Consider the following 12,706-nt stretch of genomic DNA (forward strand, 5'->3'; position numbering starts at 1 on the left):
TACTAAAACATGAGACAAATTTTTCTAGTGGCTTTCGTCCTGTCCTATTCACTTAATGTGTCGGCGCAAAGAGATGCACTACCTGCTACAGATAAAAAAAGATTAGATTTTGCCAAAACCTATTTTGAATTGGGTGGAAATTTACTCCCATCATTTACAGGGAAACGACTTTCGGGAAATGAATTTATTAGTTTTAAACATCCAGAAACTTTAAATACAACCTTGTATTGGGGTGGTTTTCATTTCTGGGGGCATGCAGAACTCTATGTATCCTTTCCTTTAAAACAATTTAGTCTTAAATCGAATGACGAAACAGATGTAGAATTTACACATTATACAGTTACGGGTGCCCGATTTTTGCCGTGGGCATATCAAGAAAAGAAACTCAGACCTTATGTTGGTATTGGTTGGTCTGCGTTAGATTTTAAACAGGTTGTGAAACCAGATGAAGATCAGCCTAAACTTGAGAAAAACTTTACATGGACTGCTGATGCTGGAATATTGTATGGGTATAAAAATTTTACCGCTAGACTTGGCGTTAATTATTATCCGGATAATACATGGAATTATCCCATCTCCAAAACCGAATTCCAGAAAATTAAAACCCCAAATTTTAGTGTACAACTAGGATTACTCTATGCTATGGATCTTACTAAAGATAATGGAGACCCTACTATAAATGAAAGATGGAATAACTATCCAGAAGTTTCGAGCCTGGGCTTAAATGCTTCAAGTTTTGGTGATTTTTTTGCTGCTATCGGACCCTCTGTTTCCTTTTCTCTTGCAGAATCTGAATACAACAATAGCGAATATCCTTATCTAAATAAAAAGCAGGCATCTGGCGGTTATTTTGATATTGCCTTAGGATATCAATTCAATACAGCTAATATGTTTACCGCAATATCATTCAGAAATCCAAAATTTGAACAACAAGCGTATGGAACCAGGCAAACTATTAAAAAAACTTCTGTAGCATTAGAAACAGCCAAATTTTTAACCGACTATACTGGTTTTGCCCCCTTTATCGGTTTAAATGTAGCCTATGATCATATCGAATATTCAGAAATTACAGATGAAGGAAACAAAAAACTAACATTTAATAAAATTGAACCCGGTATCACTATCGGATGGGATATCGTTCCGGGAAAATCTGAGGAGTTTTTAATTTTAAGAACAAATTTACGTTGGTATCCCTTCTCTTCCTTCGAGGTAGAAGGAGGAAAATTTAATTTCAACCAATTAGAATACAATTTAATACAACTTGTTTTTTATCCTGAACGACTTTTAAGATCTAAAAAAAATATTTTTAAGTAACGTAATAAAATTTTCAAATCAGAATGTATGCTGACATAGGGTTGTCATTCCTTCACTTTATTTTTACTTCAAAATAAATAGAAGTAGAAATGAAAAATAATAAAATCAACTTTATAGAATTACAGGCATTAGATTTAAATGAAGTCAAAAAATTCTACGGCAACACTTTTGGTTGGACTTTTACAGATTATGGAGATCAGTATTGTGACTTCCACCAAGCGGGAATTGATGGAGGATTTGCCAAAGTAGGAAAAATTAGTACAGGAGGTACTCTAGTCGTTTTATATCATGATGACTTATCACATGCTTTAGAAAATGTACAAAAAAATGGTGGAAAAATATCTAAGGAAGTATTTTCCTTTCCTGGGGGAAGTCGATTTGAATTTATTGACCCTAGCGGAAATAAACTAGCAGTTTGGACTGATAAGTAAACACGATATAAAAAACATACAATGAAAAAAACATTAGTAGTAAGCTACGCACCAAGAAAGGGATCATATACAAAGCAATTGGTGGATGAATTTATTAAACTAGCCGATGGTAAAACAGAAATTACATTTTTAGATTTAGTGGCTTCTCCACCAGATTTATTACTTGGCGATAATTTAAATTTAATATTATATGGAGGGCAACCAGAATACACCGACGAAGAAAAGAAAAGACTTTCTAATCATTTTCAATTAATACAACACGTATTAGATGCAGATCATATTGTATTGGCTTCTCCTATGTATAATTTCTCTTTGCCAGCTACAGTAAAAGCCTGGGTAGATACTGTAGTAGTTACTGATAAAACATTTGAAATTACCGAAGATGGTAGTTTTAAAGGGCTTTGTGAAGGAAAAAAAGCATTAATATTAGCAGTGGCTGGGGGTGATTACTCAGAAGAAACGACTCATGAATACTTTTCTCCAACTATTAAAAGAAATTTTGAATTTATAGGGATTCCTTCTGAGCAAATTTCTGCTTTTGGAGTAGCTCAATACCCAGAAAAAGTAGATACCATTATTTCAAATGCAAAAGCTGAAATTTCGAAAGTAGTAGGAGAGTGGTATTAAACCATTATCTGACTTGGTGTAACATAATTGAAAGTTTTTAATCTATATATAAAACTTTCAATTATGTCAAAAAAACGATCTAAAGTAGTATTTTTTTGTTCATTACTCTTTCATGTTGTCATTGTCTTAAATTCATATGGTCAAACGGATACACTGTTATTAAACTATGAACAGTATACCTTAAAAAACGGGCTTGATGTTATATTACAACCCGATTCTACTGTCGAAGATGTTTCTGTAGAATTTTGGCTTCGTAAGGGAATTAGCATGGATAAACCTAGTCAGTATGGTTTTGCTCATTTTTTTGAACATGTGATGCCGTTTGGTATAATGGATAGTCTTAAACGTGCTCAATTGAAAACCTATAGAACAGGGAGCAATGCACAGGTTAAAAAAGATTATACCCGATTTTATGTAAAAGTAAAACCAAAAGGAGTAGACCTTGCTTTAGAAATGGCCGCCGGACGATTAATGGCTGGCACTGATCGTATTACAGAAAATCGAATAGAATTTCAGAGAAAAAGAGTACTGTCTGAAATTGATAGAAATGCCAAAAACCCACAATGGAGCGCACCAGGAGGGATGGCGATTTATAAAGGCACTTTTGGAAAAAACCATCCTTACGGTAGTAGTGGATATGGGTTAATCGAAAATAATAAGAACTTTAAACTAAAAGAGTTTAAAGAACGGTATAACAAAATTGTATATGCAGAAAATATAGTTCTTTTTCTAGTTGGTAATTTTGATGTTGAAGAAGCTAAAAAACAAATAGAGGCATATTTCAGGAACCTTCCGTCAAAAGAAAAAGATCACAAGATTATTAAACCCACAAAGCATGTAGAAGGAAATATAACAATGAAAGCTCCTCACCCCAAAGATACTGTACAAACAATGGTGTTCTCCTGGGCAGTACCCAAATGGGGATCTATAGATGATAGTACTTTAAAACTTATAGCAAGCATACTCGATATTCGTCTTAAAGACAAAAGTCGTTTTCCAGAATCCTTTATAAAAAATTCGGTTTCTACAGATATGTATGAGTATGCAGGACAGTTCGCAATACGCACTACTTTTACTTCTGTACAAGATAGCACACAAATAGAAAATCTTGTTTTGAATATGGTAAACGAATTTATAGAAACTGGAGTTACAGAAGCAGAACTAAAAGTTGTCAAACAAAGTGAAATTAGTGACATAAAAGAAATGCAACAACGATTAGGTTTTCAATGGAGTAGGACAGAACTGTTAGGAGAAAGCTTTTTGTTTACAGGAGACCCGGGGTTTTATGTTAAGAGGCTTGAAAAACAATTGCAACTAACCAGAGAAGATGTAAAAAAAGGAGCAAAAAAATGGCTGAAGCAAAAACCGTTTAGAGTATTATTTATTTCAAATAAAAAAGAATAGGTGTTTTTATGAATTCGATAGTATTTTGTTCTGGTATTTTAGCAGTGCATTATGAACAATAAAAAAGAAATGCTGATACAAAACTATCAACCAGGTTGGACACAAGATTTTAATAGTATCAAAGAAGTGATAAAAGAGACGCTTTGGGATACAGAAATAACAATCGAACATGTCGGAAGTACAGCAGTTAAGGACTTAGCTGCAAAACCTATTATTGATATCGATATTGTCTACGGTAAAAACGTGGCTTTTGAAACAATAAAAGAGGGATTAGAAAAACTGGGGTATTATCACAATGGAGACCAGGGGATAAAAGAAAGAGAAACCTTTAAGCGAGAAAATTCGAATAAGAAACATCAAATATTAGATTTCATCACACATCACCTTTATGTTTGTCCGTTTCATAGTAAAGAATTGCAAAGACATATACTGTTTAGAGATTATTTGATAAAGAATACAAACGAAAGAGAAGCGTATCAAAAAATTAAACTCGAAATCGCCAAAAAAGCAAACCAAGATCAAAAAGTATATGCAAAACTGAAAGAGACTATGGCAAAGGAGTTTATTGAATCAATCCTTGAAAAAGCCATAGAAAAGAAAGCATAAAATACAATCATGTATATAAATACTGTTGACATAGGGTTGTCATCATTACACTTTACTTTTGTTTTGTAAGATTAGGATATTACCAATTACGGTTAATTCGAAGTGTAAATGATATACTAAAAGAGGATACGTTATGAAGCATGAATGGAGAAAAAAAGAAAAAGGAGTGTATCTACCCAAAAACACACCCGAAATCATTGAAATTCCCGAATACAAGTTTCTTACTATCAAAGGAGAGGGTAATCCTAATAGTGAATTCTTTTCAGAGCATATTGGTGTACTGTATGCGGTTTCATATGGGATAAAAATGGGATTAAAAAAAGGAACTGTACCCAAAGGATATTTTGATTATACCGTTTACCCGCTAGAAGGTGTTTGGGATATTACTGAAGAAGCAAAGAAAGCATATAAAGGTACTATTAATAAAGATGACCTGGTTTTTAAATTAATGATCAGGCAGCCTGACTTTATCGATGATGAATTAGCGAAACACATGATTGACCAGACAAAGAAAAAGAAGCCTCATGTGTTATTAGAAAAAGTAAAATTTGAGAAAATAACAGAAGGTAAGTGTATTCAAATGATGCATCTGGGAAGTTATGACAACGAACCCGAAAGTTTTAAGGTAATGGAAGAATTTGCCGATAAAGAAAATCTTTACAGACCATCTAAAGTACATAGAGAAATTTACCTATCCGATTTTAGAAAAGTACCTGCCGAAAAGTTAAAAACAGTTTTACGATTTAAAGTAGTTTCAAAATAATTTATATAGAACACAAAGTATCACATTCAAAATTAAAAAGCCTAGGGATACATTATGGAGTTATAATATAGTTTACTTTATCAACCCCTGTATTTCCGGTTGTCGGGTGATAAGCATATACGACAAGCTCATAACTTCCTGTAGTATCTATATTGATTGTACCTTCAAACAGGTTAGGTGAATTGACCATAAGATTTATTTCATCAATTTTGGCACCGTCTTTTTTTAGGATTCCTTTTACTTCTATTAGATTGGCATCCCAAAGGCCACCATCACTAATAGTACAACCACACATCATTACAATATTAGATTGCACGGCAATACTTTTTTTGTCAAGAGCTTTTAATGAGATAAACTGATGTGTTCTTGGAGTCAAAATGTCAACTACAAAACCTGGAATCTCGATTACAATTCCGTCTCCCAAAATATCTTTTCCAGGAATTATCCATAACGCTGTTGATGCGTTTACTGTAGCTTGCTTTTTATTTACAGGAGCAAATACCTCTATGGTTACAAAAACAGGTTCTGATATATCTAATTCTGCTAGAAATCCAGAGGTCTTATCGTCTGTGATCCTTACATTTCGTTTTCGCGGTGTTTTCATGATCAGGGTTGTATTTCCTGTACCACCACTGGTTTTACCTTGTGAAAGAACCTCTCCGGTAAGCTGATTACGTATAATTATATAAGCACCTCCGATAGAGTTACCGATAAATTTGGCATCCTTTGCTTTTGCTCTTACCATGACTTTGGTAGGAGTAGCAAATGCAGTATAACTAAAAAGGGTTACTAAAACGGCTAATATTGTTTTTTGGATCATGATCATTTGTGTTTTGTAGTTAATGTTGGTATGGTTTCTTATAGCTAATCAAAAATAATAAAGATTATAGCAAAGCGATATGTATAACAACTATAAAAATATCTTAAACTTATATCTCATTTGTCATAAGTGTAATCATTATATCAAGTACTTTTTTTGAAGTGTAGCATAAAAAAAAGTACTTCGATAAGTCTGCTCTGAGCCTATCGAAACGCTATATCACGGTATATTGCGAGATGCTATTGTAACAAAATCTGTAATGGATCGTCGACACTAATACATCAAAAAACGAATCAAAATGAATTCAAATCAAAAAATAGGAAGAATTGCAGGAGTAGTATTTCTTATCATCATTGGAGCTGGCGTGTTTGCAGAATTTTTTGTTCGCCAGAAGATTTTTGTGACCGATGATCCCGTTGCAACTGCAGCTAATATTGCTAATAATGGTTGGTTATACCGTTTAGGAATTGTTAGTGATTTGGTGATGATCCTTGCTTTTTTCTTCTACCCATTAGTCTTGGAAAGAGTGTTTAAACACGTTAATAAAAACCTATCTAAACTTATGGTGTTGTCGGTTATGATCTCTGTTGCGATATTATGTGTTACAATGCTTGCAATGATAGCACCATTGTTGTTAACTAGTGGAGCTGATTATATGGCTGGATTTACTACTGATCAGATAAATGGTTTGGTTACATTCTTTCTAAAACTGCACACCAATGGTTATGTTATTTCACAGGTATTTTATGGATTGTATCTGTTACCACTTGGGTATATGATCTTTAAATCGAGTCTTGCTCCAAAGATTATTGGAGTGTTGTTGATGCTTGGATGTATTGGTGATCAGATCGATGTGATCAGATATTTCCTTTTCCCGGATACCCAATCAGTACTATTACAGAACATTACTACACCTGCCGATCTGGGAGAGATGTCACTATGTCTATGGTTATTGATTATGGGATTACGAAATAAGAAGGTAGAAACAGAAGCTGTTGTATGATCAACATATAGATACTAAAAGAGTTTTCGATTCTTACAATCAAATTGAGAATACTACTTGGAAGCTAGTTTAGATGCTGTTTTTAATTCAATACGTATCAATATAATTATAATAGTGATTTCTAATATAATATATGTCCAACCAAAAGCAGTTATTTTTTGATGATGTTGAAACGCTACTCCTATTGAGATAAAGCAATATATAAGATTCATCAAAGCAATAGCAGTTAAGAAATACTTCTGGTTTTTCTTAACTCTTAGATAGCAATAAAAGTCATAAAGCGCAAAAATACAAGGAAAAAATGCAAGGATGTAAAGTGCTTTTGCAGGGATTCCAAAAATGCTTTCGAGCCTCACTAAAACAACTCCTAATAAAAAAGCAGAAAGTAGTGCTCCTAAACCATCGATTAAAAAAAGTCGTTTAGGCTGTACTACCATTTTATTGATAATCTGTTGAAAAACCATAGTTTTATGTAGTATCTAAATTTGGTAACATTAATAATTCGAGTTAAATAATAGCTTTACTTTTTGGATAAAAAGATTTTTGATTTTGTTATAAACTCACCCTTGGTCTCACCTTCATGAGCACCATGTGCGACGTTTGGCAATATCCAAAGATCAGATTTAGGTAGGTTTTTCTTAACACGTGCTACTTCTTCTAAATCCATACCTTCATCATCATCGCCAATCATAATTAATACCTCAGGTTTTATGGTTTGTAATTCTTCATTAGTTATCTTGACCGTGTAGTTCTTAAATTGATTCATTAAGGCTTTTATCTTATCATCTGTACCATGACTGGTTAATAACCATGGGAAATTGGCTCTGTTTTCGAATGTAAAAGCTTTCTGATACTCGGGAAAATCATTGACCGTCCAGGTTCCTACTGCTCCGATTGTTATCATTGATTCTATTAATGGTGGGTTTGTTAAAGCAAGCTGATAAAGAATATCACCTCCAAAACTAAATCCAATTGCCTTAATTTTACTCAGTTTCAAATACTGCACTAAGGAATTAAGATCTTCGGCAACCGATTTTATGGATAAATCTTCTTTAAAAGCATCCGATTTTCCATGCCCGGTTAAATCAATTAGGTATACTTCATATTCTTTCTCAAAATCTTTAACATAGGGTAGCCATGATTTTGAAGAAAGGGTATAGCCGTGTAAAAGAAACAAAGGTTTGCCTTTACCATAAACTTCGTAATATATATTTTTTCCGTTTACGGCTACAGATTCTGATTTCTTTGGTACTTGTGAAAAAATAGATGTTGATATTAAAATAAAGAGTATAAAAATGATGTGTTTTTTCATTGCGATTGGGGTATTCTAATGCCATAAATATATGGCTTTGTAATTTGATAGTGTGAATTTGTAAAACATATTTATAAATTTATAATTTAAACCTATATAATTTCTTTGCGTATCTATATGTTATGGTTTCTGCTGTGCTTTGAGGATGTAAGAATTGGTTAGATCTAATTGCGCGTTTGTTTTCGATTAAAATATCTTCTCAAGACATAATTCCTTAAAATACTTAAAACAGTTAAGTAAATGGTTAGGATTATATTTTTACCTGAATTGTTTTCTATTCCCAATATTGGAAATATGATATGCAATGAAATCATAGTGATAAAAAAACCAACAGTTACATTCGCTAAACTTTCGATAAATGATTGTTTTTTAGTCTGCATCCCTTAATAGCTGAGTTTTTGAAAATATATTGTTTTGATCTATTTCAATAATTCTGTACCCAAAGACAGAAGTGTTTATTTCTATGGTATTTAGGTTTTTCTCAATTTGATAAGAAACTGCGGGAGTAATATGTTGAGTAATGTTTTTGTGATTTAAAGTACTCTCTATATGATAATGGCCACAAAAAATAGTAATCTCATTGAGGCTATCTTCTAAAAGGGGGATTATATCCTCTCGGTTTTTTAGTTTTCCAATTTCATCAACTTTCAGGTTTAGACCAATAATGGGATGATGCACGAAAATGATAATTGGTTTAGCTGAAATAAGTTCTTTTTGAAGCCAAAGCAGTTGTTTCTTATCCATTACTCCTTCTGAAGAATCTAAGTATATGAATTTATAATACTCTTTTATAGTGCTGCTGTATAATTTTTCTGAATCATAATCTGCACCTTTACTATAATGTTTCGAAATTTCAGAAAACATATCATGGTTACCTAGGGTAATTGACAAGGCTTTAGTTTTAAGTTGTTCAAAGAAATATGAGATCCCTTTGTTTTCTCCAATATCTCCAGTACAGACAACCCGAGTGATCTTCTTATCTTCTATATCTTTTATAATATTGTCGAATCGTTTTCTTGCTAGTACACCATTTTTTAATGGGTATTCTTCATCCAGATGTAAATCTGTTATATGAGCTATTTTTTCATACATAAGCTTTTGTTTTAATAAGAACAAAAATAGATATGCGCGGTATGATGAGTTTATAAAATCTTGCTGATTTTATAAATGTTTTCTATACTGTGAAGGAGAGAAACCTGTGTGTTTCTTAAATACATTAGAAAAGTAAGATGTATTATCAAAACCACATTCGATGGCAATTTGTAAAACAGAATCTTTAGAATACCGTAATCTGTTCTTTGCTTTTACTAAACGAATAGAAGTTAAATATGCTAGTGGTGTATTTCCGTTAATTTCGGTAAATAACCGATGTAAATAATATTTACTGATACCAATATCTCTACTAATAATATCAAGTGAGATATCTTCACTACTATTATCATTTAAATATTCTTTAGTCACCGAAATTAATTTAAACAGTTCTTTTTTTGTATTGTGTTTAACTATTTTTAATGCCGAAAACTTAGTGTCAATATTAGTCTGCTCTTGAACAATTGCTTCAGAGATACGAATGAATAAATTATCTATTTGTCGATTAAAATCGTGTTGATTACACTCATAAAGATGGGTGATTTTATCTAGTAAAAACCCCACCTCATTCCTTGATTTTTTTTGAGTTACTTCAAGAAATTCAAGTTGTGATGTGTCACTAGTATGATATTTATATATTTCATCGATTAGTTTGGGTGATAAGAAAAAAGATAATCCTTTTGTTCCTTTTTTTGCTTTGGTAGTGATACAACTATTATTATTTATAATTAGATATTGATTTTTAGTAATCTTAATATCTTGATTGTTAAAATTATAGTGTTTAGTTCCTTCTATAACATACTTTAACGAATAAGTAGATGTATAGGATATAGAAATATCATCATGATGCTTAGCGTATAATATCTTATTTTCTAATTGATTCGAAAATGTTGGAGTAGTTGTTATTTCTTCAAGTTTTACCATAAAATAAAATCAATTATAAATCAAAAGGTTTGACGGATTTGGTTTAAAGCTTTAAATTTAAGGGTAATCGCCAAAATCCTTAAGAACTACACCCTTTATTAGGCTTTCGTTTTTTACTCTAATATTTTGTTCATTACTTTATCATACCTCGTGTCCATACATACACTAATGTCTGTTGTCATAAATTTTCCGTTATAAAAAAGACTAAAAATAGTTGCTGGACTTGGAGCAGATTGAGCCTGTTCCATGGTTTCTAATTTAATTATTTTTAATGGAAGTTTTCTGTTTTTAGCAGTTTCAACTAGAGAGTTTTTTGCGTGAAATTCTGCAAAAGGGCAACGGTTAGAATAATAAACTACGATTCCATTTTTTTCAGAACATTCTCCGCTTTTCACAGATTCATTAAATTTTGGTAATTCTGCTTTTGGATTTATTTTTTTTACTAAAAGACTAAATCCACTTGAAATTCTTTCAACCTCATCAAATCCTTGTTTTAGAAACCATTTTGTATCACTCATAAAATGAAACTTCTTAGTTCCTACAACCGTTACTAAACCATTTTTTTCTTGACTCTTAGCATCTTCAATTGCTGTTTTTAGAAGCTCTTTTCCATATCCATTCTTCTTGTATTTTCCAGATACCCAAAAACAATTAATATTCAGGTAATTAGGTGCTTTAATTGGAATCCATGCATTTTCGGCAGGGCCATATTCTATAAATACTTTTGCTCTTTCATTAATTCGCCTAAATACATATCCGTTATTGAATTCTTTAGTCAACCAATCTTTTTTCGCTTGATAGCTATCAGAACATTTCTTATCAGATATTGCACAGCATATGTGTTCTGCTGATATGTTTTCTGTATTTAAATCGATTAACTGTTCCATTTTGTTTTTTTCTTAATAAAGCCTAGTGTTAAATATATATATGATTGACAGTAATATATCTAAACCAATTGACCATTCTAAGTCTATTTTTATTTCTTATTAAACTTATAAAATTTTGCGCTATAGTAAAAGAAAATAACCTTTAAATCCAATACAAGGTTACTCAGGTTTTATATATAAGGTTAGGGACTGGCTTTTTATTTTATTATTTGGGTTAAGTATACAATTCCAAATATCCATCCAGTATATAGAGTAGTATAAGTCAGAGCATAAACAACTGAGATTCCAATATTTTCTTTGGTATTTATTGATTTGCTAAAAACGAATTTTAAAGCTCTAAAAAAGACCCAGTATAACATTACTAGTATTATGAAAATTGAAAACCAGAAAATAGCTTCTAAAACGATTAACAAGAAAACAAATAAAATAGTCATTCCAATCCACAAGAGTATTGATAAAATCAAGCCTCCAATTTCATCTCCAACATCAATATCAGGTAAATCGAAATCAGGAACTGTTCCAGAATCTGCGATATAATCACCACTTTTAAAATTCTTAAACTTAGGGAAGTTATCAATTAGTCCAATACCTTTATATAGACCATAAGTCATAAATAAAAAAAGAATAGAAGCAATAATCCCTAATGATAAATAAAGATTAGAAGTTAAATTTCGATTGTAATTTATACCCGTCAAATATACTGTCAATATTGTAGTTCCGATTACAAGTAAAGAAACTATGAATACGGATTTTCCTTTAAGATATGTTTGTTTGACTTTCAATTTTATTTTGTACTTGTGGCCAACAATTGTATATAGTTGCCGCGATACTCATATTTCTTTTATATGGGTAGCTAAAATAGTGAATTTTTTAACTTTTTAAGAGGTGCCTTGTGATTCTGTTGGGTATATATATTGTTAGCAATTGTTTTTTTATTTTAATAATATTTATTAATTCCGCCAAACCCTTTTATTAGCTTATTATCTCTTGTTTTATTAATAAAGTTCGAAATTCGCTTTTCAAATTCCTCTGGTCTTTTTCTTGAACTGTCAATGTATGCAATTCTAATTCGTTTATATGATTCTGAAAACCTTTGATAATTACTCCAAACTTCTTTATCTACTTGAATTCGTTTAATTATATCTTCTGAAAAAATAAACTCCTGTTGAATTATTTTATAGACATCATTCTTAATTGACTTATGAATCATGTTGTTTTCAAAAAGCCATTTCAAACGTTCTTTATTTGGTTGAGAAAACGTAGAATTTTTCCTCCTTTTGCTAAACCTTTGAATAGTGATTTCTTCATTTAATGATTTGACAGTACTATCTATCCAACCAAAACAAAGAGCCTCTTCAACAGCATCATTATATAGGATTCTTTTTTTTCCTGTCTTTTTAAGAGGATATTCTAACCAAATATCATCTTTGGCCTCAAAATTAGTTTCTAGCCATTTTCTCCATTCTTTCCTGTCAATGAAATATTTAGTTGATATAGTATTCATTTTCTTAATGTTTACATCGTAA

General features: G+C 31.5%; 16 protein-coding genes. 7 read left to right on the forward strand and 9 right to left on the reverse strand.

Going from position 1 to position 12,706, the window contains the following annotated elements; genetic code table 11:
* The first annotated feature begins 9 nt into the window (after window positions 1–9).
* The 6 genes from AAFU52_RS17125 to AAFU52_RS17150 all read left to right on the forward strand — a co-directional run bounded on the left by AAFU52_RS17125 (window position 10) and on the right by AAFU52_RS17150 (window position 5,145).
* A complete protein-coding gene (locus AAFU52_RS17125; RefSeq protein ID WP_438422798.1) occupies window positions 10–1,314 on the forward strand; it encodes a hypothetical protein in 1,305 nt (434 codons plus the stop codon).
* Window positions 1,315–1,403: 89 nt separating this feature from the next.
* The gene (locus tag AAFU52_RS17130) at window positions 1,404–1,745 is read left to right on the forward strand and encodes a VOC family protein (protein WP_438422799.1); all 342 of its coding nucleotides are present in this window, start codon (window positions 1,404–1,406) and stop codon (window positions 1,743–1,745) included.
* 21 nt (window positions 1,746–1,766) lie between these two features.
* Window positions 1,767–2,372: an FMN-dependent NADH-azoreductase gene (locus AAFU52_RS17135; protein WP_438422800.1), complete on the forward strand. Its 606-nt coding sequence runs from the start codon at window positions 1,767–1,769 to the stop codon at window positions 2,370–2,372.
* 63 nt (window positions 2,373–2,435) lie between these two features.
* Window positions 2,436–3,776, forward strand: coding sequence for a M16 family metallopeptidase (locus AAFU52_RS17140; RefSeq protein WP_438422801.1), 1,341 nt, complete (start codon window positions 2,436–2,438; stop codon window positions 3,774–3,776).
* 51 nt (window positions 3,777–3,827) lie between these two features.
* Window positions 3,828–4,382, forward strand: a complete 555-nt coding sequence (locus AAFU52_RS17145; RefSeq protein WP_438422803.1) for a GrpB family protein — start codon at window positions 3,828–3,830, stop codon at window positions 4,380–4,382.
* A gap of 133 nt (window positions 4,383–4,515) precedes the next feature.
* Complete coding sequence (locus AAFU52_RS17150) at window positions 4,516–5,145, forward strand: GyrI-like domain-containing protein (RefSeq protein WP_438422805.1); 630 nt, start codon at window positions 4,516–4,518, stop codon at window positions 5,143–5,145.
* Window positions 5,146–5,197: 52 nt separating this feature from the next.
* Here AAFU52_RS17150 and AAFU52_RS17155 read toward each other — a convergent pair whose 3' ends face one another.
* Entirely contained in the window at window positions 5,198–5,965 is a 768-nt protein-coding gene (locus AAFU52_RS17155; RefSeq protein ID WP_438422806.1) for a hypothetical protein, read from the reverse strand.
* Between the two features lie 298 nt (window positions 5,966–6,263).
* On the opposite strand from AAFU52_RS17155, the gene AAFU52_RS17160 reads away from it, so the two are divergent.
* Complete coding sequence (locus AAFU52_RS17160) at window positions 6,264–6,968, forward strand: DUF4386 domain-containing protein (protein ID WP_438422807.1); 705 nt, start codon at window positions 6,264–6,266, stop codon at window positions 6,966–6,968.
* Window positions 6,969–7,021: 53 nt separating this feature from the next.
* Here the strand turns inward: AAFU52_RS17160 and AAFU52_RS17165 are convergent, their stop codons facing one another.
* The 8 genes from AAFU52_RS17165 to AAFU52_RS17200 all read right to left on the reverse strand — a co-directional run bounded on the left by AAFU52_RS17165 (window position 7,022) and on the right by AAFU52_RS17200 (window position 12,684).
* The gene (locus AAFU52_RS17165) at window positions 7,022–7,432 is read right to left on the reverse strand and encodes a hypothetical protein (protein ID WP_024770939.1); all 411 of its coding nucleotides are present in this window, start codon (window positions 7,430–7,432) and stop codon (window positions 7,022–7,024) included.
* Window positions 7,433–7,488: 56 nt separating this feature from the next.
* Window positions 7,489–8,280, reverse strand: coding sequence for an alpha/beta fold hydrolase (locus AAFU52_RS17170; protein WP_438422808.1), 792 nt, complete (start codon window positions 8,278–8,280; stop codon window positions 7,489–7,491).
* 164 nt (window positions 8,281–8,444) lie between these two features.
* On the reverse strand, window positions 8,445–8,660 hold the full coding sequence (locus AAFU52_RS17175; protein WP_035092188.1) for a DUF7220 family protein: 216 nt from the start codon (window positions 8,658–8,660) through the stop codon (window positions 8,445–8,447).
* Window positions 8,650–9,372 (reverse strand): metallophosphoesterase family protein, encoded by a 723-nt coding sequence (locus AAFU52_RS17180; protein WP_438422809.1) that lies wholly within the window; start codon window positions 9,370–9,372, stop codon window positions 8,650–8,652. Before AAFU52_RS17180 ends, AAFU52_RS17175 begins: the two co-directional genes overlap by 11 nt.
* A gap of 69 nt (window positions 9,373–9,441) precedes the next feature.
* Window positions 9,442–10,293 carry a helix-turn-helix transcriptional regulator gene (locus AAFU52_RS17185; RefSeq protein WP_438422810.1) on the reverse strand — a complete coding sequence of 284 codons (852 nt, stop codon included), beginning with the start codon at window positions 10,291–10,293 and terminating at the stop codon, window positions 9,442–9,444.
* 113 nt (window positions 10,294–10,406) lie between these two features.
* A complete protein-coding gene (locus AAFU52_RS17190; RefSeq protein WP_438422811.1) occupies window positions 10,407–11,180 on the reverse strand; it encodes a GNAT family N-acetyltransferase in 774 nt (257 codons plus the stop codon).
* A 197-nt stretch (window positions 11,181–11,377) separates the two neighbouring features.
* Window positions 11,378–11,962, reverse strand: a complete 585-nt coding sequence (locus tag AAFU52_RS17195) for a hypothetical protein (RefSeq protein ID WP_438422812.1) — start codon at window positions 11,960–11,962, stop codon at window positions 11,378–11,380.
* A gap of 155 nt (window positions 11,963–12,117) precedes the next feature.
* A complete protein-coding gene (locus tag AAFU52_RS17200; RefSeq protein WP_438422813.1) occupies window positions 12,118–12,684 on the reverse strand; it encodes a YdeI/OmpD-associated family protein in 567 nt (188 codons plus the stop codon).
* Between the last annotated feature and the right edge of the window lie 22 nt (window positions 12,685–12,706).

The sequence above is a fragment of the Aquimarina macrocephali genome (assembly GCF_051627225.1).
Taxonomy (GTDB): Bacteria; Bacteroidota; Bacteroidia; order Flavobacteriales; family Flavobacteriaceae; genus Aquimarina; species Aquimarina macrocephali.

What these genes read in the sequence shown, in the direction of transcription:
- AAFU52_RS17125 (WP_438422798.1), top strand. Translation starts at nt 10, where the DNA reads ATGAGACAAATTTTTCTAGTGGCTTTCGTCCTGTCCTATTCACTTAAT.
- AAFU52_RS17130 (WP_438422799.1), top strand. Translation starts at nt 1,404, where the DNA reads ATGAAAAATAATAAAATCAACTTTATAGAATTACAGGCATTAGATTTA.
- AAFU52_RS17135 (WP_438422800.1), top strand. Translation starts at nt 1,767, where the DNA reads ATGAAAAAAACATTAGTAGTAAGCTACGCACCAAGAAAGGGATCATAT.
- AAFU52_RS17140 (WP_438422801.1), top strand. Translation starts at nt 2,436, where the DNA reads ATGTCAAAAAAACGATCTAAAGTAGTATTTTTTTGTTCATTACTCTTT.
- AAFU52_RS17145 (WP_438422803.1), top strand. Translation starts at nt 3,828, where the DNA reads ATGAACAATAAAAAAGAAATGCTGATACAAAACTATCAACCAGGTTGG.
- AAFU52_RS17150 (WP_438422805.1), top strand. Translation starts at nt 4,516, where the DNA reads ATGAAGCATGAATGGAGAAAAAAAGAAAAAGGAGTGTATCTACCCAAA.
- AAFU52_RS17155 (WP_438422806.1), bottom strand. Translation starts at nt 5,965, where the DNA reads ATGATCCAAAAAACAATATTAGCCGTTTTAGTAACCCTTTTTAGTTAT.
- AAFU52_RS17160 (WP_438422807.1), top strand. Translation starts at nt 6,264, where the DNA reads ATGAATTCAAATCAAAAAATAGGAAGAATTGCAGGAGTAGTATTTCTT.
- AAFU52_RS17165 (WP_024770939.1), bottom strand. Translation starts at nt 7,432, where the DNA reads ATGGTTTTTCAACAGATTATCAATAAAATGGTAGTACAGCCTAAACGA.
- AAFU52_RS17170 (WP_438422808.1), bottom strand. Translation starts at nt 8,280, where the DNA reads ATGAAAAAACACATCATTTTTATACTCTTTATTTTAATATCAACATCT.
- AAFU52_RS17175 (WP_035092188.1), bottom strand. Translation starts at nt 8,660, where the DNA reads ATGCAGACTAAAAAACAATCATTTATCGAAAGTTTAGCGAATGTAACT.
- AAFU52_RS17180 (WP_438422809.1), bottom strand. Translation starts at nt 9,372, where the DNA reads ATGTATGAAAAAATAGCTCATATAACAGATTTACATCTGGATGAAGAA.
- AAFU52_RS17185 (WP_438422810.1), bottom strand. Translation starts at nt 10,293, where the DNA reads ATGGTAAAACTTGAAGAAATAACAACTACTCCAACATTTTCGAATCAA.
- AAFU52_RS17190 (WP_438422811.1), bottom strand. Translation starts at nt 11,180, where the DNA reads ATGGAACAGTTAATCGATTTAAATACAGAAAACATATCAGCAGAACAC.
- AAFU52_RS17200 (WP_438422813.1), bottom strand. Translation starts at nt 12,684, where the DNA reads ATGAATACTATATCAACTAAATATTTCATTGACAGGAAAGAATGGAGA.